Source organism: Algibacter agarivorans, assembly GCF_039543245.1.
Classification (GTDB): domain Bacteria; phylum Bacteroidota; class Bacteroidia; order Flavobacteriales; family Flavobacteriaceae; genus Algibacter_G; species Algibacter_G agarivorans.
In genome coordinates this window covers 126,003-147,875 of sequence record NZ_BAABJJ010000039.1, presented here as the reverse complement: position 1 = coordinate 147,875, position 21,873 = coordinate 126,003, and the positions used below count along the sequence as shown (strand labels likewise).

The following is a 21,873-nucleotide window of genomic DNA, read 5'->3' as shown; positions in this document are numbered from 1 at the left end:
AGACTCTATTGATTTTAATGCGTTTGCCCGGACTTAATTTAATGCGTAATAGTAATAAGGATTACTTAACAATATAAGTAAAAACATCAGTTTCAGAAGCTCTAAAATACCCTAAAGGATAATTATTTGGGTTTGTCTGGTTAACACAATTTCCTCTAACAGTGGCCGGTTGGGTTTCAAAAGGATCACCCGAGTCGTCGTCTGTTTGCTGTAATAAAATATTTAGAAACTCATAGCCACGTTCAGAAAGCCCAGAGTTTCTAATTAATAATTCATCACCTGATTCAATATCTTCACTAGAATAGAACGCGAAAATTTGATTCCCATCTGTAAATTCGTCATCATAAACTTCAAGACTTAAGGTATTATCATCAATAACTAAGAATTCAAATAAATAGTAGTTGTCAATTCCTGAAGGATCTGTATAGTACGCTTTTATTTCAATTTCTTCACCAGAAAACCCACCATCATTTTTTTGTTCTACAAACTCTACAGGTGCTACGGGCATTAAAGTTTCGGTTGCAGTGTACACCTCACTATTGTAATTTATAGTAAGGTTATAAATGCCGTTAAGTACCGGGATAAACGACTGGTTTTTATAAATACCAGTATTTCCTTCTTCAATAAAACTGAATGTATTGTTGTTTAAATCGGTAACTGTTACGTTGGCCCCTGTTGCAGCAGGAACGGTGTCATCAAAATATGGCGCGGTAAGGCTAAGCCGGATTACCTGTGTATTGCCATTTGTTCCTTTAATCCAATTTAATGAAGCTTCAATAACCAATCTTGGTTCGGCAGTATTTAAATTGACTTCAATAACGTCTTCGCACGACATTAGTAGTAAACAAATAAGGCCTATTTTAAATATTTTTGTCATAATCTTAAAGCTTAAAATTATAAGATATTGAAGGCACAATTCCAAAAATGGCCAATCGCGTTGCTTCATTGGTGTTTGTTTCAGAATTTTGGCTAAAATTTATTGAAACGGCATTTTTACGGTTATATACATTGTAAATCCCAAAAACCCAATAACTTTGCCAACCTTTAGTTTTGTTTGGTTTAGGTGTATAATTTAATGAAACATCTAAACGATTATAAGAAGGTAATCTATCGGCATTTCTACCACTATAGTTGGGAATACTAAGTCCGTTGAATTCATATTGTCCGTTAGGAAACGTTGCTGGTTGTCCTGTTTGTAACAAAAAATTAGTGTTTATTTTCCATTTTTTATTCCATTGATAACTTCCGGTTAATGAAATATCATGTGTTTTATCATAAGGTGTTTTGTACCAGTTTCCGTTATTGATACCTAATTCTGTGGGCGTTCTTCCTTTTGTTTGTTGTTCAGATTTAGATAGGGTATAGGCTAGCCAACCTTTAAACTTTCCTTCGTTTTTTCGAAGCAATATTTCCAAACCATAGGCTTTGGCTCGACCGTTAAGTATCACTTGCTCAATGGCATTATTAGCAATTAAATCGGCACCATCAATATAATCGATTCTATTTTTTACTGTTTTATAAAAGCTTTCTAATTCTAAGGAATATTTGTTTTCATTGAAATTTTTAAAATACCCTATCGCAAATTGGTCAAGTAATTGTGGTTTTACATATTTACCACTAGGTGTCCAAATATCTAACGGGGTGGGTGAGTTAGTGTTTGAAAGTAGGTGTAAATATTGGCTCATTCTGTTGTAACTCATTTTTACAGAACTATTAGGATTTACTTGATATGCTAAAGAGGCTCTAGGTTCTAAGTTGTAAAAACTTTCGATGATATCACTACGTTTAAAGGATTCATTAGCAATGGGTTCTGCTTTTTCATAAATCTGAAAATCTTCATTAAAAACAACCGCTTGATCGTTTTCATAAACATTGAGTTCGTCTTGACCTAAACGATGAAAAGAGCTAATACGCAATCCATAGGATAGTGCTAATTTATCTGAAATTTTATGTTCAGCATCCAAATAAATAGCGTTTTCAAAGGCAAATTTATCTATTAGCTTAAAAGGATTAATTCCTGAAGATGGCACTGTAGGTTTTATTTCTCCTGGATTAAATTTATAATAAATGCTATTAAGCCCGTATTGCAGTTTTATTCTATCACTTATGTAGTGTTTGAAATCGTATTTTAAATTGAAATTTTGAATACCTGAAACCCAATCAAATTCTACAAAGTCAAGTATTAATTCGTAATAATAATCAGAATAAATAAAGGACAAATTTGAAAATAGTTTGTCAGAAAATAAGTGGTTCCATCTGAAATTTGCAATTGTGTTTCCGTAGATATTATTGAAGGTATCTTCTATTCTAAAAACATCACGACCAAAATAACCGGATAAATAAATGTTGTTTCTGTCGTTTATTTTATAGCTCAATTTGGTGTTTAAATCGTAGAAATACGCAATATTTCCAATATCAAAAAGTGGTAAAAATAAATGAGCATAACTAGATCGCCCACCAATTAGGAAAGAGCCTTTGTCTTTTTTAAGAGGCCCTTCGGCAAGCAATCTGCTGGAAACGATACCAATACCACCATTTATATGAAATGTTTTGCTATTGCCTTCTTTTTGATAAATATCTAAAACCGATGACACCCGGCCACCATAACGTGCCGGAATACCGCCTTTATAAAGTTTTAAATCTTTAATAGCATCGGGGTTAAAAACTGAAAAGAACCCGAACAAATGTGATGAATTGTAAATGGTTGCTTCGTCTAAAAGTATCAGATTTTGATCTGCAGCTCCACCTCGTACATTGAAACCAGAAGAGCCCTCGCCAGCATTGGTAACACCAGGTAATAAGGTAATGGCCTTTATAATATCAGATTCGCCAAGAACTACAGGGATGTTTTTTATGGTATTAGAAGAGAGTTTTGCAACGCTCATTTGGGGTGTTCTTATATTTAGTTTTTCAATATTTTCTGTGATGACTATTTCATCTAAACTTTCTAATGCATCTGATAAACTTAAATTTTTTGTAATATCCTCAGTAAGTATAATGGTTTCCGAGATTGTAGAAAACCCTAGATAGCTTACAACTAATTTGTAGGTGCCCTCGGGAAGTGTTATGGAATAAAATCCATATTCATTAGTGGTGGTTCCTGCTGATATTTCTGGAAATATAATATTTACACCAATAAGGGTTTCATTACTTTTTTCTTCGGAAATGGTGCCACTTAATGTGAATCTTTCTTGCGCATTTAGGGGTATAATATTAAAACACAGCAAAAAAAGAAACCATAGTAAAAGGTTTTTCATCTAATAGCTTTTTCTTTTTTTTTATAAAAATATAAAAAAAGCCCCTAATAAAGGAGCTTTTAAAATATAGTTTAATACTAATTTATGATGCTATAATAGCATTGAACGTTTTACTTGGTCGCATGACTTGATTAATAAGGTCTTCATTTGGTTCATAATAACCTCCTATGTTTACAGGCTTACCTTGAATCTCATTTAATTCATTAACAATAACCATTTCATTATCGGATAATTGTTTGGCTATAGGTGTGAACTCAGCTTTTAATGCTTCATCTTTAGTTTGACTGGCTAATTCTTGCGCCCAATACATAGCTAAATAAAAATGGCTACCTCTGTTATCTAATTCCCCTGCTTTTCTAGAAGGTCCTTTTCTGTTTTCTAATAATGTATCGGTGGCGTCATCTAAAGTTTCGCCTAAAATTTTTGCTTTTGCATTGTTGTTAGCATTGCTAAAATGTTCCAATGAAACCGCCAATGCTAAAAACTCTCCTAAAGAATCCCAACGTAAATGATTTTCTTCCAATAATTGCTGCACGTGTTTTGGTGCAGAACCTCCAGCACCAGTTTCAAATAAACCACCGCCATTCATTAAAGGTACAATTGATAACATTTTTGCGCTAGTACCTACTTCTAAAATTGGAAATAAATCGGTTAAATAATCGCGTAAAACATTCCCGGAAACCGAGATCGTATCTTCTCCTTTTATAAGGCGTTCACATGTAAAAAATGTAGCATCGGTAGGAGATAAGATTCTTAAATCTAATCCAGATGTATCGTGGTCTTTTAAGTATGTATTTACTTTATTGATTATTTGGGCATCATGTGCTCTATTTTTGTCTAGCCAAAACACAGCAGGTGTTTGCGATGCTCTTGCTCTTGTTACTGCTAATTTTACCCAGTCTTGAATTGGAGCATCTTTAGTTTGGCACATTCTCCAGATATCGCCTTCTTCAACAGGATGCACTAATAATGTATTTCCATCAGCATCAATAACTTTTACCGTTCCATTTGAAGGGATTTCAAAAGTTTTATCATGCGAACCGTATTCTTCAGCCTTTTGAGCCATAAGTCCAACATTAGGCACAGTACCCATTGTTGTAGGGTCGAAAGCGCCATGTTCTTTACAAAAGTCTATAGTTGCAGCATAAATTCCAGCATAACTGCTATCTGGAATAACGGCTTTAGTATCTTGTAATTGACCTTCTGCATTCCACATTCTGCCAGAAGTACGAATCATGGCTGGCATAGATGCATCAATAATAACATCGCTTGGGACATGTAAATTGGTAATGCCTTTATCTGAATTTACCATAGCAATTGAAGGCCCGTTTTTATATGTAGCTTCAATATCCGTTTCTATTGCTTTACGTTTATCATCTGGTAATTCCTGTATGCGTTCTAAAAGATTTCCAAGACCAGAGTTTACATTTACCCCAAGTTCTTCAATAGTTTCGCCATATTTTTGAAAAACATCTTTAAAATATACTTTAACAGCATGACCAAAAATAATAGGGTCGCTCACTTTCATCATAGTCCCTTTCATGTGTAAAGAAAACAGGACGTTGTTTGCTCTAGCATCAGCTACTTGTTCGTCTAAAAAGCTTATCAAAGCTTTTTTGCTCATTACTGTGGCATCAATTATTTCACCTTTAAGTAGGTCAAAACTATCTTTTAGTGTCGTGGTATTTCCATGACTATCGGTATGTTCAATTTTTATGCTGGTAGCATCAGAAAGCGTAACAGATTTTTCGTTATGTGCAAAATCGCCAGCAGACATAGTTGCTACATGTGTTTTAGAATCGCTAGACCAAGCGCCCATAGAATGTGGATTATTTTTAGCATAATTCTTAACTGCTTTTGGTGCACGTCTATCACTATTGCCTTCACGTAATACCGGGTTTACCGCACTACCTTTAATTTTGTCGTAACGTGATTTTATTTCTTTTTCAGTATCAGTTTTTGGTTCATCCGTATAATTAGGAATACTAAAACCTTGCGATTGTAATTCTTTAATAGCCGCTTTTAATTGGGGAACAGAAGCACTAATATTAGGTAATTTAACAATATTGGCTTCTGGTTTTTTTGCCAATTCACCAAGTATGGCCAAATCATCGGAAACCTTTTGGTCTTCGTTTAAATAATCTGGAAAAACAGCTAAAATTCTTGCTGCTAAAGAAATATCTTTTGTTTCTATTTTAATTCCAGAAGATTTAACAAATGCTTTAACAATTGGTAGTAGTGAACGTGTTGCTAAAGCTGGAGCCTCATCGGTTTTTGTATAAATAATTTTAGGCATTCTCGTCAGTTTTTTTTTGTTTATTATTTAGCTATATAAGGAAAACGGTAAACGATAACGTTTTCGCGACGCGAATATACAAAAATTGACTTTTAAAAATGTTTAATTATTTAGTGAAAAAGATACAACAGCTTAAGTTTTAATAGATAATCAGAAATGTATAGTATGGGTGGTAATTTAATAAAAAACAAAAGCCATATCACTGCAGAACTAAATCTCCTTTGATATGGCTTTCTTTGAAATAACGTAACATGATCTAATTAGTATTACTACTAAATCGATTTTGAATTTTCATCTAAATCTTTTCAATTCAAGTGCTGTTATTTCAATAGAAACATACTTGTAATTTTCAAAATGTATTGACCTATTACTTATATGTTTCCGTTTAATTGTTTTTCTTGATGCTTTTAACTCCCTCATCGCTGACGCGTTAATTTGTTATTAGCATTGCTCTTATTATAACATACACTTTCGTTATCTGTTAATTTTTAAGCTTTACATTATTCTAGTTTCCAATTGCTTGTACATATGGTACTTTTTATAATGTTATGGTCTTAGGCATACACATGAAAATACACGGTAGCTGTCAAACCTCAAAAAACAATTATGTATAAGAACGTTACCTCATTTAGAACATAATATAAATTCATTTTTTAAGTGAAACCAACCGATGTTGTTATTATTTCTTTTACTAAAATACTATCATAATTCGAAAGCGCAAAATTTTCAAGCCTTTAGATATCAACAGTTTATAAACTAGGGTTATTAACTTTTGTTAACAAAAAAAGCCTTGAGATATCTCAAGGCTTTTAAACACTGCAATTGCAGGTGTATGGTTATTAACGTCTACGTTCAGTAATTCTGGCTTTTTTACCAGTAAGACCTCTAAAGTAGTAGATTCTTGCTCTACGTACTTTACCACGTTTGTTAACTTCTATTTTTTGTAATGCTGGTAAGTTTATTGGGAAGATACGCTCTACACCAATAGATCCAGACATTTTTCTAATTGTAAAAGTTTCTGATGATCCAGACCCTCTTCTTTGAATTACTACACCTCTAAAAAACTGAGTACGCGTTTTGCTACCCTCTTTAATTTCGTAGAACACAGTAATTGTATCTCCAGCTCCAAATTCCGGAAATTCTTTTTTTGTTACAAACTCGTCTTGTACAAATTTTACTAAAGATTCCATATCTTTATATTTAATTATAATTAATTCAGAACAACATTCACGATTCTCGCCAGAGGTTAACCCGAAATTGGGTGCAAATATAATTAATAATTAAGAATGCACAATTAATAATTATGTTTTTTATGCTGTTTCTTTTTGTAACGATTTTAAGGGTTTAAATGACGTTTATAGTTCGCAAAAAGTCAGGCTAGTAGTTTATCTTGTGCAAAGCCGAAAGGCTATATTTTTTTCTACTACCTCAAAAAAGGATGCCGCTTTTATCCTTAACAGGTGCTATTAAAACAGGCATTTGCAATTGCAAAATCGGGGTTAATTTATGATGATAGCTATAGAAGTGCTTTAGCGAAAAATTAAGTGCTTTTTACTTGTTTTTTACCACAGGACTTTGTTGGACTTAGTTTTTATTGAAGAAATGATCATAAATAGTCTTCAATTCGCCAACTTCTTTTTTGTTTATCCCTTTATTTTTAGATCCTTCGTGAGCTAATTGATTTCGGTATGAATTGAAATATGAAATCCATTTCAAAACATCCTTTTTGTTTTTGCCTAATCCAATGTCTATTGAAAAAGTTTTTTCAAAAGTTATAAAATCATCTATCATGGGTTCTGGTTTTTTAGACCAATATTTTTCAAGAAGGACTTTATAGTCAGTAATACTGAACATTTCAGTCCATTCAACTCTTTTGTTTATTCCGTCTTTGTAGTTTTTTTTATTTTCTGCATTTGCTCTAAGTTGGCAAGCTGACTGTATTGTTTCAATTTCTAATTCCCAATTATCTTTAAATAATATTTTAAGATTTTTAAGAATTCTCTTTTTCATAAATCGTTCAACTTCTTTAATGTATTTTCTCCCGTCACTTTGATATACTTCATTCTGACGTTCTTTCCAATCTATTAATTCAGGTGGATTATATTCAGGATGAGCTGTATTTACAAATGTTTGAAAATATCGCAACCATTTTGTGTCAGCACCTGCACCTAAAAGCGTAAGCTGTTTTTCTTCTTCTTCGGCTGATAATTTACTAAGATTATCAAATAAACTTTTCAAGTAAGGTTTGATGGTTTCAAAACGATCAGACGATTTTGTGTTTTTATTTAAGTCGTTTTTTTCAGTCTCAAACTTGTTTAAGTCTCCAACTAAAGATATGAAGGCAAATGTTCCTCTATTTGATACAATAAAATATTTATCTCTATTATAAATTTTTGGATAGTTTTGCTCAACAAAATCATAACAATGAATTATATAATCGACAATTTTTGCTTTTGCCCTATTCATTTCTTGATTATGATCTTGATTGTTTGTGTCATATAAGCTACCAACTAAAGAATCTTCATTATACTTATTTCCTTTAGCACTTGGTAAAAGTCCAGAATTCGCAAGAGCCGTTGTAAAAGGTTTAAAAGTTAAAATTGCTTTGTCTTCTCCAACAGAAATCTTGTTAAATAACGGACTTGATTCTGAGTTTCCTAATTTTTTAATTATTGAAGATCTTAATGCTTTTAAACGAGAATCTGCTCTATCTGAATCCCAATATAAATCTTCTTCTAAATCTAATCTCAAACTTGGACTTACCGCTTTTTGATTTTGGTTAATGTCCATAAATATTTCAAGTTGTTCAATTGAATCAAGACCATTAAAAGCAACAACTGGAATTGTATTTGTATCTACATACTCAGAATTGGCATAGCCATAAACTCTATGTTGACCATCAATAATATATGCAATTCCATAAGCATTAGGAATTTTCAGCATTCCTGTTCTTGAGTTTGAAATTCCATTTTTAGAATGAGGTTCAAATTTAATTTTATTCTTTTTTGTATTGAAATTTATAATTATAGAGTTTGGAAAATAACCGCCATCATCTATGAATTTTGTAATTCCTTTTAGACGACTTGGAACCAAAAGACGTTGGTATGTTGGAAATTCAGATTCGTTTGCTCTTGTTCTATGCAAGATAAATCCCATTTTTAATAGTAAAGATGGTTCTATTGAAAACATAAAATAATCTTTCATTCCCATTTTTCCATTTACAGCTGGGATTTCTATTTTATTTAAATTTATGATTTCATTTTTAAACACTAAACCTAAAAATTGATAAAAAGACGCATTTTTATAATTCTTAATTAAATTATTGACGTATTCATAAGTATTGTTGTTATAATAAAGTGAATTTGTGTTTTCAAGTCTTTTTAGATCTTCACTATCAGTATTGATTCTCAGATTACGAGTTGCAAAAATGTATTTTATTTTTTTATCTGATCCGAATATTTGTTTTAAGGCTTTTTTAAACCCATTGATTCTGTGTCCTAATACATCAAATTCATCTTTGAAAGAAGGTGCTTTTTTTAATTTTTCACTTGACTTACATTCTACTAATAAAATCGTTTCGTCATTTACAGCAATAATGTCAATCTGTTTTTTATCTTCTTCATTTTTTGAAAAGGGTAAAATGAAATTTTCATCAAAATTTAATGTTCTATAACCTAAATTGTAAAATTGACACCAAATATCATCTTCAAATTTTTTAGAATGAATTTTTGATTTTCGAATTTTTGTTTTTGTTTTTAAAGGTTTTCCTTCTGTTTCCCAACCTTCTTTTAAATATCCATCAACTAAAGAATGATCAACACTTAAATGTTGATATTCACTTTTTTTAGCTTTATATAATTTACCTAATCTTGATGCATCATTTACAAGTTTCTCTTTTATTTCCTCAACTTGGAACTGTTTTAAAAATGCCATAAATTATATAATATTTGTAAATAAATATTCTGAATATTTTCCTCTTTTTGCTCCTTTACCACCAATAACACTTGCTCTTGATATTTCCAATAAAGTATCAGTATCGTCAAATATTTCTTTAACTTTTTTATGTGCAGCATTGGTTAAAATATAAAAAGCTTCTTTGTTTTTTATTTCTTGGATCATTTCAGCAAGTTTATACTGATCTTCAAGTGAAAATATTTTTTGGTTATATTGAACAAAACCATTTAGATTATGAGTAATTGTGTATGGTGGATCTAAAAATACTAAATCTCCTTTTTTAACATTGTCAATTGTATTTGAAAAGTCAGAATGTTTAATTTTCGTATTTTTTAATGCTGAACTAACAGAAATTATATTTTCACAATCAAAATTATATTTACTTCTATTTCCGTATGGAACATTGTATTTGCCACTTAAATTTACTCTAAAAATTCCGTTAAAAGACATTTGATTGAGATAAATAAATTGTGCAGATTTTTTAAATTGATTTGTATAGTTTCTTCCTCTTATTTTGTAGTAATCTTCTTTTTCTTTCGAGAATTTTTCAAGGTATTTAATTATCTCAGTTGGGTTTTCTTTAATTGAATTGTAAGTTTCAATTAACCATTCGTTAGAGTCTGAAATAAATGAAGTTTTTGGTGAAAATTTAAAAAAGACAGATCCACCACCAATAAATGGTTCGTGATAAGCATTGTACTTATCCATTTCTATCATATTTTCAAGATATTTTAGCAACCATTTTTTCCCTCCTGCCCAACGTAGAAATGGTTTAGCTTGTTTATCTATGATAGTTGTTAGTTCTTTCAATCTGTTTTTTGTACTTAAAGTTTAAATAATGTCAAATTTAAAATAAAATTTCTATTCAGTCATTCCTTAAATTTTTTAATTCGGAATGTTGTTCTTTAAATTAAGCCAACGGTCTCGTATAATAGTTGCGAGTTTACGTGCGAGGATTTTCCGCAGGAAAATCAGACGTAGTAAACTTGCAACGACCTTTGGGTAAGCCCAAAATTGAGCAATTACTTTATACATTGTTGTAAATAGTGCTTTTCTTTTTATTATTCCGTTTGAATATTTTCCGTATCCGTGAGTTAATTCCGTTTATTTTTAATATATCGGTTAATTCTCTAAAAATGAATTCTATTTTTTAGTCGCAATCACGAATTTCAAATATTTATTCATTGCGGATTTTATGTTCGAAACATCTTTTTGAGTATTATAAATACTTCTGTCGTCTGAAGTATTTTGAATATTTACAGAAACTCTGTCAATTTTTTCTTGAGTAATTTGGTCGTCTACGATATTATATTTTGTTGAAATAAATCTCAACCAAGAAATATAGTTGTTTTTTGACTTTTTCGCTTTTGGTCCGTTATTATTCATAAAGGTCAAAAACTTTTCTTCGTTTCTAAGTTCATTCATAAGGTTCTGTTTTTCGGCATTATTTACAACATGTTACATAGCAACTTCTATTACTCATATCCTATAAATATGTCAGGCTATAACAAGTCTTTTGTCACTGTTATTGCGTAAAGATAATTAATTTTTCTTACAAGGTGTAGTTTGAAAACACAGATGTTTTTATAGCGTTTTAATGTTTTTGTGATAGAAATTTAGTTGACTCTAAGTCAGTGTATTGTAGGGTTAGTCGTCCAACAAATCGGGTCTGCGTGCTTTGGTTCTTAAATACGCTTGTTCTTCACGCCATTTTTCTATCTCAGGAAAATTACCACCAAACAATAGTTCTGGTACTTTCCAACCTTTATAGTCTCTTGGTTTGGTGTAAATAGGAGGTGCCAATAGACCATCTTGAAAGGAGTCGGTTAGGGCGGAAGTTTCATTGCCTAGCACCCCTGGTATTAAACGTATAACAGCATCGCAAAGTACGGCAGCTCCCAGCTCACCACCAGAAAGTACATAATCGCCAATAGATATTTCGCGTGTTATAAAATGGTCGCGTACACGTTGGTCCACACCTTTATAATGTCCGCATAAAATAATCATGTTTTCTTTTAAAGAGAGTTGGTTGGCAATTCCTTGTTTAAGAGTTTCGCCATCGGGAGTCATATATATAACTTCATCATAATCGCGTTCAGCTTTTAGGGCCGAAATGCATTTATCAATAGGCTCAACCATCATAACCATACCAGCCCCACCGCCAAATTGGGTGTCGTCAATAGATTTATAATTATCGGTCGTGTAGTCTCTTAAATTATGAAAATGGACTTCAACCAAACCGGCATCAATGGCACGTTTTAAAATAGAAGCCTCAAACGGACTTTTAAGTAATTCTGGTAAAACGGTAATAATATCTATGCGCATAGCAATTCTTTAAGAATGCAAAGATAATTTAATTGTTTGTTAAGTTGTTATTGAAATTTTGGTTTGAATATTGGTCATCCCATGTAACTATAATGGTATGACATCGATTTTAATATGGAAACTATTTCCGATAGTATCTAATCGACACAGGTATTGTAATTAAGCCAATATTACTAGTGACATAGCAAAGCCAGATATGACAAATATCATAGTTATAATCTATTGTATTTCATACTTTTAGTAGTATAAAAAGTATAAGTCATGGAAGCTAAAAAGAACCCAAAAATGGAAATTGGTCGAAATAGCAGCATCTACTTTGCTATCGGACTTAATTTAATGTTATTCTTGTCTTGGCAAGGTTTGGAGTATAAGACTTATGAAAAAGAAGAGGTCGCTATAGATATTCTAGATGTAGAGAAAGAGTTTGAAGAAGAAATCCCCGTTGTTAATGTAAACACGCCACCACCGCCGCCACCTCCTGTTGCTATTCAAGAGTCCATTCAAATTGTTGAAGACGTAGAAGAGATAGAAGAAACTGTTATTGAAAGCACAGAAACAAGTCAAGATGATGCTATTGAAGAGCGGATTGTGGAAATTGACGAAGTTGAAGTAGAAGAGGTTGAAGAAGATGTACAAGTAGCATTTGCCGTTATTGAAGATGTGCCCGTTTTTCCGGGTTGTGAAGGCTTATCCAAAAAAGAATCTAAAGCTTGTTTTCAGAGAAAAATGCAGGAGCATGTAAAAGCACATTTTACATATCCTCAAACCGCTTTAGATTTAAGTATTCAAGGTCGTGTTTCAGTTGTTTTTGTAATTGATAAAACAGGTCACATAACAGGTATACGTTCTAGAGGTCCAGATAAAATTTTGGAAAAAGAAGCAGAGCGGATTATTAGTAAGTTACCACAAATGAAACCTGGTAGGCAACGTGGTAGACCTGTAAAGGTTGCGTATGCTGTACCTATATTCTTCAAGCTTCTAGATGGATAGGGTTATGTAGGCATCGGTTTTAGATAAATGTTGAAAGGCGGTTTTAGAAAATTTCTAAAAACCGCCTTTCAATGTAATACAATTAAGGTATAAGGATTTTAAAAGGGTGTGGGATAGTTTTTATAAATGTCGTTACATACAAATATAAGCTCCATTTTAATACTGAAACAAGTTATTACTTTTTAACCAATCTACGCATCGCAACCCATTGCTTCAACATGGCTTTAGCATCTTGCGCAGGGTATCCCAAAACAGTTTCGCCTGCTTTTACATCGCCCATAACACCAGAACCAGCACCTACGGTAGCCCCAGAATGTATGGTGGTGTGGTCTTTTATAGAAGCCGAACCTCCAATAATAACGCCATCGCCTAAAGTTACAGAGCCGGCAAGTCCACTATGCCCTGCCATTATACATGAGCGCCCCATAACACTGTTGTGTGCTATTTGTACAAGGTTGTCAATTTTACAGCCATCTCCAATAATTGTAGAGCTAAATTTGGCTCTATCCACACAGGAGTTGGCACCAATTTCAACATAATGTCCAATAACAACATTTCCTATTTGAGGTATTTTAACCAACCCTCTGCCATCATCACTTGGTCTATATCCAAAACCATCCGCGCCGATACTCACATTAGTATGAAAAATACAATGGCTACCAATAATACAACGTTCTCTAATAACCGTTCCAGACCATGCTATGGTATTATCGCCAATGGTCGTTTCGTCAAAAACACAAACATTTGGGTATAAAATCACACCGTTTCCTAAAGCCACATTTTTACCTACATAACAATTTGCTCCAATTTTACAGCCTTCCCCAATTGTAGCACTTTCGTGAATAACAGCTGTTGGATGAATATCTGTTTCAAACTCTGGTGCTGGCGGATTAAAAAGTTCTAAAATAGTTGCCATCGCTAAATCGGCATTTTTCACTTTAATTAACGCCCGGTTATCTCCTGGCTCTACGGTTAAGTTATCATTTACCACTGCAGCACATGCTTTTGAGCCTTCCCAATACTTAATATATTTAGTGCTTCCAATAAATGTTATATGGCTGTGCTTTGCATTTTGTAATTGTTCTGGACCTTCAATTTTTTGGGTTGTGCTTCCTATTAATTCACCTTTTAAAAGGGCGTTAATTTCTTCAATGGTATATGATTTCATAGTATAAATTGGTTAATTCGTAAATCTAATAAAAAAATATATAGTAATTCATTTTCGGTTAGATATCTTTAATATCGGATAGATGATTTTTTTATATCAAACGATAATTTGTATCTTTGTGGTGTGTGGGAGTTAGAAACAACATATAGACAAGGTTTAAGCGTAACCTTTGAGCGTCTTTTTGATAAAGTACAGGTTTTAAAACAAGCTAGGCCTTTACCTAGCATTGCTTTGCAAAAAATTAAAGAAGCCCTATCTATAGAGTGGACGTATAATTCTAATAGTATCGAGGGTAACACCTTAAGCTTAAGAGAAACCCAAATGGTACTTCAGGAGGGGGTTACAATCAAAGGAAAATCATTGCGTGAGCATTTTGAAGCAAAAAACCATGAATACGCTATTGATTATTTATATACATTATTACATGATAACTATATCCTAAATAGTAAAGATATATTGTCGCTTCATGGCTTGGTGTTACGCTCTATTGAAGATGATTTTGCAGGTAGGTTAAGGAATGGAGGCGTTAGGATTTTAGGAGCTAATTTTGTTCCTCCTAATGCTCGCAAAGTATCTCAGTTACTGGATGATTTGGTAAACTTTGTTGTTACCAACCCATTGGGGTTAAACAGTATTGAACTGGCTGCTTTTTTTCATCATAAATTCGTTTATATCCATCCATTCTTTGATGGTAATGGCAGAACGGTTCGTTTAGCCATGAATCTAATTTTAATGAAGCAAGGTTTTCCGCCGGCAATCATCTTAAAAAATGATAGAAAGAAATATTACGATGCTTTAAATCAGGCAAATAAAGGCAATTACTCAAAGTTGATGCTTTTAATGTGTCAGGCATTAGAGCGCACTTTAAATATTTATATAAGTGCATTGCCTAATCGTGATGACGATTATAAACTTATTTCTGATATTGTTGAAGAACCTGATGTGGCTTACGGTCAGGAGTATGTCAGTTTACTTGCTAGACAGGGTAAAATTGATGCTCATAAAGAAGGAAGGAATTGGTACACTACCAAGAAAGCTATAAACGATTATGTTTTAAACAGAAAACGTAAGCGTTAATTTATATTTCAATAGGTGTTACTCGTCAATTCTATTTTCATCAAAAGCAGAGGGCAATAGTTTAGGGATAAATTTGACTACCAAAGGCAATAATAATGCACCGCCAGGGAGTAAAAAGATAGCAAGGCTGGGTATAGATTTAAAAATGTCCATTAACTGCTCTTGTACTTTTTTTTGCTCCTCTTTGTTTAAGTCTCGCACTGTAGATTGGGATAGCAAGACCATAAGTTCCTTGCTGTCTTTTAATTCTTGGTACAAACGCTTACTATTTCTAGTAATAAGCTTTTTTACCATTTTACTGGAATTGTTGTAAAAACTCTGAACGATGTTTTTTGAGCTTAAAAGCGCAATATTATCTTTATTTGTAGTGTAAAAATGATTTACGGTTTTTATAGATTGATGTATTCTGGATTTGTTTAATTGTAAATCGTTACCCAATTTTTCTATAAATTGCTCTTCTTCAATATCAATCATATGGTCGCTCCAGGTCGCCATACAAGCCAAATCTAAAATATAGTATTTCTCTAGATCTGTTTTTATGTTTTTAATCGCTTTTTTGTAGTCTATGTTGTTGTTATCATGATATCTTAATGAAGACTCGAACAACTTGATTAAACTATCATCATATTTGTTTTTTGTTTCTTTTGAATTTAGTACATCTAAAGAAATAGCAACTATTGAAGCTTCAAGTTTTTTTATATAATTAATGCTAACAGAATGCTTCTCTAAATACTCCTTATATGCTAAAACGTCAACATACAGCAAAGCATTAATAATAAAGTAATTGAAATTTTTGGTAAGGATATTGGCGTCTATTTGAATGCGCTTATGTAATATCTTTTCTAATTGCTCGCTAGATTTTTTTCCACCTAATAAATCTTTAAAAAAAGAGGTTTTAATTTCATTAATAGCGGTGTAAAAATTTATTACACTATCAATAAACGTTGTTTTACTATTCGAGTTTGAGTGTGTGTAATATAATGCCAAACATAGGTTTGTTTTGCATAGCTCTCCTTCGGTTAAGTCTCTTTTTTTTATGACTTGCGTAGCCACATCTAAATTGCTGCCATAAATAAACCCGGAAGTTCTTAGGGCTTCATAAAAGACTTCTTCATCATATTTTAAAAAGAGATTGTTTGTTTCAACCTCTTTAAGTAATTTGTGTATCCAGCCAGCTGCCGATGGGTTCATGGGTTATCAATCATATAATTATAGTGTAAATGTAATGTTTTAGACAGGTAATCCACAAATATTTATTTCAACATAACTTAAATATAATCAGTTTTTTCGAGTTTAATAATGAAGATTAATGATGTTTCTAACGTCGTCTAAAATTTTGATAAGCCGTTGGCTAAACTGAAAAGTCATGATGTTACTCTCTGTTTTTCCTTGACGTAACAATTCATTAAAGTGAATAACCTCGTAATTATAACCAATAGTTTTGTAGTTGAAGTCTATAAGTTTTTCTTTTCCGTTTGAAGTGACAGTAACTGTTGATGGACAATGAAACTGAGTATTGATTTTTAAAGTTCCTTTTTCACAATAGAATATAGCATGGGTTGGTGTATCTTCTAGCAGTGTACTTTTTAAATACGCTTTTGTGTTATTATCATATTCAAAAACCATATCGCAAGATGAATCGACTCCGTTTTTAAAATAAGTGGCAGAAGCTTCAATATTCTTTGGAATGCCTAAAGTAGAAAGCGCCCCAAAAATAGGGTAGATGCCAATGTCTAATAAACTACCGCCGCCTAAAGATTTATTGAAAAGTCTTGATGAATCATCAAAGGCTCTGTGAAACCCAAAATCGGCTTCTAGTTTTATTAATTTCCCATAAGTTTCGTTTTTTAACTCATTGAGCACAAATTGGTAATGTGGCAAAAAATAAGTCCAAAGTGCTTCCATTAAAAGCACCTTTTTGTCTTTGGATTTTGCTATCATTTGTTCTACTTCCTCTGCATTCATAGCAAAGGGTTTTTCACATAAAACAGCTATGCCGTTTTCTAAACATAATAACGTGTTTTCTTTATGTAGAGCGTGAGGTGTAGCAATGTAAACAGCATCTATATTGTCGTCTTTGACTAAGGCTTCATAACTATCATAAGCTACGTTTGCATTATATTTTGATGCAAAAGCATTTGCTTTTTCTTGATTTCGCGATGCCACGGCATAAAGATTAGCGCCTTCTATGGTAAGTAAATCTATTGCAAAATTGTTGGCTATATTACCTAAACCAATAATGCCCCAATTGATGGTTTTGTTATTCATGAGCTATTTTATTATTTATAGTAAAAAGTTGGATTATAAACGCAATAATCATAACAAGGCAACAACCAAAGAGATTCAGCCATAAATAAGGCATCCAATCAAGCCACCAACCAATTATTACGATGCATTGAGTAATTAAAGCAGCTATAAAAACAGCATTTGCTTTTACGTATTTAAAGAAAAATGCTAACAGGAAAATTCCAAGTACATTGCCGTAAAAAATAGAGCCAATGATGTTTACAAGTTGGATTAAATTTTCGGCAAGATTGGCAAAACATGCAATTATAATGGCAATGATACCCCAAATTAAAGTGAAAATTTTAGTCATTTTAACCATGTGGGTCTCATCTTTTTCTTCTTTAACATTTCTGCCATATAAATCGATAGAAGTAATGGTAGCTAAAGCATTAATCTCTGAAGCGGTAGACGACATAGCCGCAGAAAGAATAACCGCTAAAAGCAGTCCTATTAAGCCTTTTGGGAGATATTTTAGAATAAAGGTAATGAACATATAATCCCTATCGTTGGTTTTTGTGTCCTTGGCAGATGCTTTGTATAAATCGTTTAATTCGGTGTTTTTTGTTTGATAAGTGGCCGTGTTTTTATTTAAACTTAATAATTCGCTATTGAGCTTGTCATATTTATTAGCATAAGCCGTATCAATAGCTTTTTTGATTAAATATTTTGATTCTAAACGGTATGTTTTTTCAATACTATCTAAATGAAATAAGCTGTTTTTTATGGTTTCATCATTGTTTTTGGAATACTGAATACTGAATTCTTTTTTTCTATTGAATAGGTTGTTTTGTTTTTGTTGAAGGGTTTGGTATTGTTGAGAATATTTAGAATTTAAAACAGTTTCAGTCGATGCATCTATAAAATTTAAAGGCGCTTGATTAAATTGATAAAATACAAAAACCATAACGCCAACTAATAAAATAAAGAATTGCATAGGTACTTTTAGCAAGCCATTAAAAATTAAGCCCATTTGCATTTCTTTCATAGATTTACCTGAAAGATAGCGTTGTACCTGACTTTGGTCTGTTCCGAAATAGGACAACATTAAAAATGTACCACCAATTAAACCTGACCAAACGGTGTATCTATTTTCTAAATCAAAGGAAAAATCAAGAACTTCCATTCTGCCGCTTGCTCCAGCAATATCAATAGCTTCTTTAAATGAAACATCATCAGGGATTAAATTTAAAATAATAAAAAGTGCTGCGAGCATACCAGCAAAAATGACAAACATTTGTTGTTTTTGGGTTACGGTCACGGCTTTAGTCCCGCCCGATACCGTATAAATGATCACTAATACTCCAATGGCTATATTTAGGTATGTAATATTCCAACCTAATACAACAGATAGGATTATTGCAGGCGCAAAAATGGTTATACCAGCTGCAAGTCCACGTTGAATTAAAAATAAAATAGCAGCTAAACTTCTGGTTTTTAAATCGAATCGGTTTTCTAGAAATTCATAAGCTGTGTAGACTTTTAGGCGATGATATAAAGGAATAAAAACTAAGCATATAATGACCATGGCTATGGGCAAGCCAAAATAAAATTGGACAAAGCCCATGCCATCTGAAAAAGCTTGTCCTGTAGTTGATAAAAATGTAATAGCACTGGCTTGTGTAGCCATTACTGATAAACCTATTGTCCACCATTTTGAGGTGTTTCCTCCACGAACATAGTCTTGAACACTATGGCTACTGTTTTTTGTTTTCCAGGTGCCATAACCTACAATTATTAATAATGTTGATAGTAAAACAACCCAATCAATCCAATCTAAAGTTTGCGTCATTTTAAAAGGATTTTGTTATAAGATAGAAGAGCACGAAATAGACGGCATTGGCTATTAAAACGATAGAATAAAGTTTGAGCCAAGGTTGTTTTTGTGGTTTGTTTTCAGGCATGATTAATCGTTTAGTTTAGCTTCTAATTTTAAATCTTGTTTTCCTAGGGATAGCATATTTGCAAATAATCGATAAGCACCAGAAACACCAGCAGGAAACTCTCTAAAAAAACTTAGTCCTGTATACATGTAATAGCCTTTGCCATGTTTTGCTACGAGTAAACTGCCATCTTTTGCTATTTCGCCTTTATCGTTCATGGATAGAATAGGGGTGAACTCGTCAGACCATGAATTCGGGAAATATAGGCCACGCTCTTGTGTCCAGCCTTCAAAATCTTTTTGTGTGATTTTATTTGGGATGTTTAAAACGGGATGTCCGGGATTTAAAAAACGTACATCAGCAGATTCATCGGTAACTCTATCTCGAGATAATTGCAAATCATAAGGCGCTAAATTATCTACTTTTAGTCTGCGATTTGTATTGTATTGTACAATCATATTTCCGCCTTGCGCAACAAAATCAAACAATAATTCTTGTTTAAACTTTAAATCTTCAACAATATTATAAGCTCTTATACCAATAACCACAGCATCAAATCTACTTAATGTTTCCGCGTTAATATCATCTGGTTTTATAATACGAACGTTATAACCTATTTGTTGTAAACTTTCAGGAACTGCATCGCCAGCACCTTGAATATAACCTATGTTTTCGCCTTTCTTTTTTATATCTAAACGCACAATTTTACTTTCGCTAGGAAGTAATACCGTTTGAAATGGGATATGCGCATAGTCAATTTCTATAAGTTCTTTGGTGTAGTTTTTATCCCCGATATGAACCATAGGGCTAATATAGCCTTCGCTCTGGTTTTTTGGAGGAATGACCGTAAAAACAAGCGTCTGTTCTTCACCTTTATTCTTAATAAATATTTTTTGTTTTTTAGGATACACGTTCCAATCATTTGGGTGGCAAACTTCAACATCACCTTCTAAATCATTTCGCCCTGCTTTAACAATAACAGTTATGTCGCGTTGTTTGTCATTATCTAAAATAATAACCTTTTCGGTGATTTTTGCGGAAGCCTCTGGTATAATTTCAAACGGACGGTACAATTCGCCTTTATCTGGTTTTGAAAACCGTTGAATAATTGGTTTTGTGAACGTGATAGGCACGTTATTAATAAGTAGGTTAAAATCGATATTATAAGTTCTAGGCGTTTCAGGCAGGCCTATTAAACTTTTATCTTCAACTTTGTACATACCCAAAGTTCCTTTGTCGCTTAGCCAATAGGGTGTTGTAGGTGGTGCATCACTCTTAATTCTGATGACTTCTTTGAAATTATATTTCGTGTTGTTTTCAAGTGAAATGTTTTTTGCAATATTTAAGTCACTCGCATTATTCAAGCTTTCTAAAGTTATAGGAAGTGAGCTTCTGTTAAGCACTTCAATATCTAAATTAATAGTTTCATTTTGAGTGGCCCAATTGGTTTCGGCTGAAGCTTCTAAATACAAACCAGCACACATTCTGATAATTGATTTCAGAGCCTTTGTTTTTTGAGTTTTCCAATGTAAGTCTTCAATATTTTGAAGTAGTTTATAGGCTTCAATTAATTGCGAAACATGTTCTGAAGGGTTTTGAAAGTTGAAGTTTTTTTCAACCTTATATAGAATGTCTCCAATAGCTTTTCCGTCTTTAATACGGTTCCAAGAGGTGTCGATGCCAGAGAAAATATTTTTATTATCAGTTAAGGGTTCTCCTTTTAAAAACTCTATATATTCTTGCTGTAAACCCCGTTGCGATAAACGCCCAAAACCTTGACATAAATGTTGGCTACTCGCTAATGATGCTAATTCGTTGTTGCTCATTCCTTTAAGGGGGTAGTACGTGCCAATATCAAAACTAATCATATTGCTTTTGTCAATTTCATCAAATTTTTCTTGACTACCATAGCGCCACCAACTGGTGTTATAAAACAAACGCTTTGGTTGCCATAGCTCAGTCTGTTTTAGTTGCCCAGGATATGCAGATATATTGTTAGCGAGTTCAAAAGCTTTCATGCTTAACATCGCAGATGCGGTGTGGTGACCGTGAGTCTGTCCTGCTCTTCTATGGTCAAACCTGTTAATGATAACATCTGGTTTAAACTTCCTAATAGCCAAAACGACATCGCTCAATACGTGGTCTTTGTTCCAGATTTCTAAAGTTTCATCGGGATGTTTTGAATACCCAAAATCGTTGGCTCTAGTAAATAGTTGTTCACCACCATCAATGCGTCTAGCTGCTAAAAGTTCTTGAGTTCTTATAACACCGAGTAATTCTCTAATTTCTGGGCCGATAAGGTTTTGTCCGCCATCACCTCGAGTTAAGGATAAGTATGAAGTTCTTGCTTTTACATGATTGGACATGTATGAAATTAATCGTGTGTTTTCATCATCTGGGTGTGCCGCTACATATAAAACTGAACCTAAAAAGTTTAGTTTTTGAATAGACTCGTATATCTCTGATGATGAAGGTGTTTTGGGTTTTTGGGCATGTGAATTAAATACTGTTAAAAGCCCTATAAGTAGGTGAAATAAGCGTTTCTGCATGGTTTTGTTTTAGCTAAATCAAATATAAAAAAGAAACCAGCGATATTGCTGGTTTTAGTTTTTCTTTAACGTTAAGAGATAAAAGAACGAT

15 protein-coding genes are annotated in these 21,873 nt (G+C 32.8%); 2 read left to right on the top strand and 13 right to left on the bottom strand.

The genetic code is table 11. The features are described 5' to 3' along the window. Positions 1 to 61: 61 nt before the first annotated feature. The 8 genes from ABD935_RS14340 to trmD form a co-directional block, all read right to left on the bottom strand. On the bottom strand, positions 62 to 877 hold the full coding sequence (locus ABD935_RS14340; RefSeq protein ID WP_345193130.1) for a DUF4249 domain-containing protein: 816 nt from the start codon (positions 875 to 877) through the stop codon (positions 62 to 64). A gap of 4 nt (positions 878 to 881) precedes the next feature. Beyond that, positions 882 to 3,257, bottom strand: a complete 2,376-nt coding sequence (locus ABD935_RS14335; RefSeq protein ID WP_345193128.1) for a TonB-dependent receptor — start codon at positions 3,255 to 3,257, stop codon at positions 882 to 884. A gap of 82 nt (positions 3,258 to 3,339) precedes the next feature. Next, positions 3,340 to 5,553: an NADP-dependent isocitrate dehydrogenase gene (locus tag ABD935_RS14330; protein ID WP_345193126.1), complete on the bottom strand. Its 2,214-nt coding sequence runs from the start codon at positions 5,551 to 5,553 to the stop codon at positions 3,340 to 3,342. Positions 5,554 to 6,392: 839 nt separating this feature from the next. Then, positions 6,393 to 6,743 (bottom strand): 50S ribosomal protein L19, encoded by a 351-nt coding sequence (gene rplS, locus ABD935_RS14325; protein WP_345193123.1) that lies wholly within the window; start codon positions 6,741 to 6,743, stop codon positions 6,393 to 6,395. Positions 6,744 to 7,137: 394 nt separating this feature from the next. Further along, positions 7,138 to 9,486: a DGQHR domain-containing protein gene (locus ABD935_RS14320; protein ID WP_345193121.1), complete on the bottom strand. Its 2,349-nt coding sequence runs from the start codon at positions 9,484 to 9,486 to the stop codon at positions 7,138 to 7,140. A gap of 3 nt (positions 9,487 to 9,489) precedes the next feature. Next, complete coding sequence (locus ABD935_RS14315) at positions 9,490 to 10,317, bottom strand: DNA adenine methylase (RefSeq protein ID WP_345193119.1); 828 nt, start codon at positions 10,315 to 10,317, stop codon at positions 9,490 to 9,492. Positions 10,318 to 10,650: 333 nt separating this feature from the next. Beyond that, a complete protein-coding gene (locus ABD935_RS14310; RefSeq protein WP_345193117.1) occupies positions 10,651 to 10,932 on the bottom strand; it encodes a hypothetical protein in 282 nt (93 codons plus the stop codon). A gap of 222 nt (positions 10,933 to 11,154) precedes the next feature. Then, positions 11,155 to 11,832, bottom strand: a complete 678-nt coding sequence (trmD, locus tag ABD935_RS14305; protein WP_345193115.1) for a tRNA (guanosine(37)-N1)-methyltransferase TrmD — start codon at positions 11,830 to 11,832, stop codon at positions 11,155 to 11,157. A 261-nt stretch (positions 11,833 to 12,093) separates the two neighbouring features. On the opposite strand from trmD, the gene ABD935_RS14300 reads away from it, so the two are divergent. Continuing rightward, positions 12,094 to 12,822 (top strand): energy transducer TonB, encoded by a 729-nt coding sequence (locus ABD935_RS14300; RefSeq protein ID WP_345193113.1) that lies wholly within the window; start codon positions 12,094 to 12,096, stop codon positions 12,820 to 12,822. Positions 12,823 to 12,997: 175 nt separating this feature from the next. Here ABD935_RS14300 and lpxD read toward each other — a convergent pair whose 3' ends face one another. Next, positions 12,998 to 13,990, bottom strand: coding sequence for a UDP-3-O-(3-hydroxymyristoyl)glucosamine N-acyltransferase (gene lpxD / locus ABD935_RS14295; protein WP_345193111.1), 993 nt, complete (start codon positions 13,988 to 13,990; stop codon positions 12,998 to 13,000). Positions 13,991 to 14,113: 123 nt separating this feature from the next. Between lpxD and ABD935_RS14290 the strand changes: the two genes are divergently transcribed. Then, positions 14,114 to 15,067, top strand: a complete 954-nt coding sequence (locus tag ABD935_RS14290) for a Fic family protein (protein WP_345193108.1) — start codon at positions 14,114 to 14,116, stop codon at positions 15,065 to 15,067. Between the two features lie 18 nt (positions 15,068 to 15,085). Here the strand turns inward: ABD935_RS14290 and ABD935_RS14285 are convergent, their stop codons facing one another. The 4 genes from ABD935_RS14285 to ABD935_RS14270 form a co-directional block, all read right to left on the bottom strand. Next, positions 15,086 to 16,258 carry an LETM1-related biofilm-associated protein gene (locus ABD935_RS14285; protein WP_345193106.1) on the bottom strand — a complete coding sequence of 391 codons (1,173 nt, stop codon included), beginning with the start codon at positions 16,256 to 16,258 and terminating at the stop codon, positions 15,086 to 15,088. Between the two features lie 102 nt (positions 16,259 to 16,360). After that, a complete protein-coding gene (locus tag ABD935_RS14280) occupies positions 16,361 to 17,335 on the bottom strand; it encodes a Gfo/Idh/MocA family protein (protein WP_345193104.1) in 975 nt (324 codons plus the stop codon). Further along, a complete protein-coding gene (locus tag ABD935_RS14275) occupies positions 17,328 to 19,142 on the bottom strand; it encodes a sodium:solute symporter family protein (RefSeq protein WP_345193102.1) in 1,815 nt (604 codons plus the stop codon). Before ABD935_RS14275 ends, ABD935_RS14280 begins: the two co-directional genes overlap by 8 nt. Positions 19,143 to 19,256: 114 nt before the next feature. Next, a complete protein-coding gene (locus ABD935_RS14270) occupies positions 19,257 to 21,782 on the bottom strand; it encodes a PIG-L family deacetylase (protein ID WP_345193099.1) in 2,526 nt (841 codons plus the stop codon). Positions 21,783 to 21,873 lie beyond the last annotated feature (91 nt).

Coding starts and splice junctions, on each gene's coding strand:
- ABD935_RS14310 (WP_345193117.1), bottom strand. CDS start 10,932: ATGAATGAACTTAGAAACGAAGAAAAGTTTTTGACCTTTATGAATAAT.
- ABD935_RS14285 (WP_345193106.1), bottom strand. CDS start 16,258: ATGAACCCATCGGCAGCTGGCTGGATACACAAATTACTTAAAGAGGTT.
- ABD935_RS14340 (WP_345193130.1), bottom strand. CDS start 877: ATGACAAAAATATTTAAAATAGGCCTTATTTGTTTACTACTAATGTCG.
- ABD935_RS14270 (WP_345193099.1), bottom strand. CDS start 21,782: ATGCAGAAACGCTTATTTCACCTACTTATAGGGCTTTTAACAGTATTT.
- ABD935_RS14335 (WP_345193128.1), bottom strand. CDS start 3,257: ATGAAAAACCTTTTACTATGGTTTCTTTTTTTGCTGTGTTTTAATATT.
- trmD (WP_345193115.1), bottom strand. CDS start 11,832: ATGCGCATAGATATTATTACCGTTTTACCAGAATTACTTAAAAGTCCG.
- lpxD (WP_345193111.1), bottom strand. CDS start 13,990: ATGAAATCATATACCATTGAAGAAATTAACGCCCTTTTAAAAGGTGAA.
- ABD935_RS14320 (WP_345193121.1), bottom strand. CDS start 9,486: ATGGCATTTTTAAAACAGTTCCAAGTTGAGGAAATAAAAGAGAAACTT.
- ABD935_RS14300 (WP_345193113.1), top strand. CDS start 12,094: ATGGAAGCTAAAAAGAACCCAAAAATGGAAATTGGTCGAAATAGCAGC.
- ABD935_RS14275 (WP_345193102.1), bottom strand. CDS start 19,142: ATGACGCAAACTTTAGATTGGATTGATTGGGTTGTTTTACTATCAACA.
- ABD935_RS14330 (WP_345193126.1), bottom strand. CDS start 5,553: ATGCCTAAAATTATTTATACAAAAACCGATGAGGCTCCAGCTTTAGCA.
- ABD935_RS14280 (WP_345193104.1), bottom strand. CDS start 17,335: ATGAATAACAAAACCATCAATTGGGGCATTATTGGTTTAGGTAATATA.
- rplS (WP_345193123.1), bottom strand. CDS start 6,743: ATGGAATCTTTAGTAAAATTTGTACAAGACGAGTTTGTAACAAAAAAA.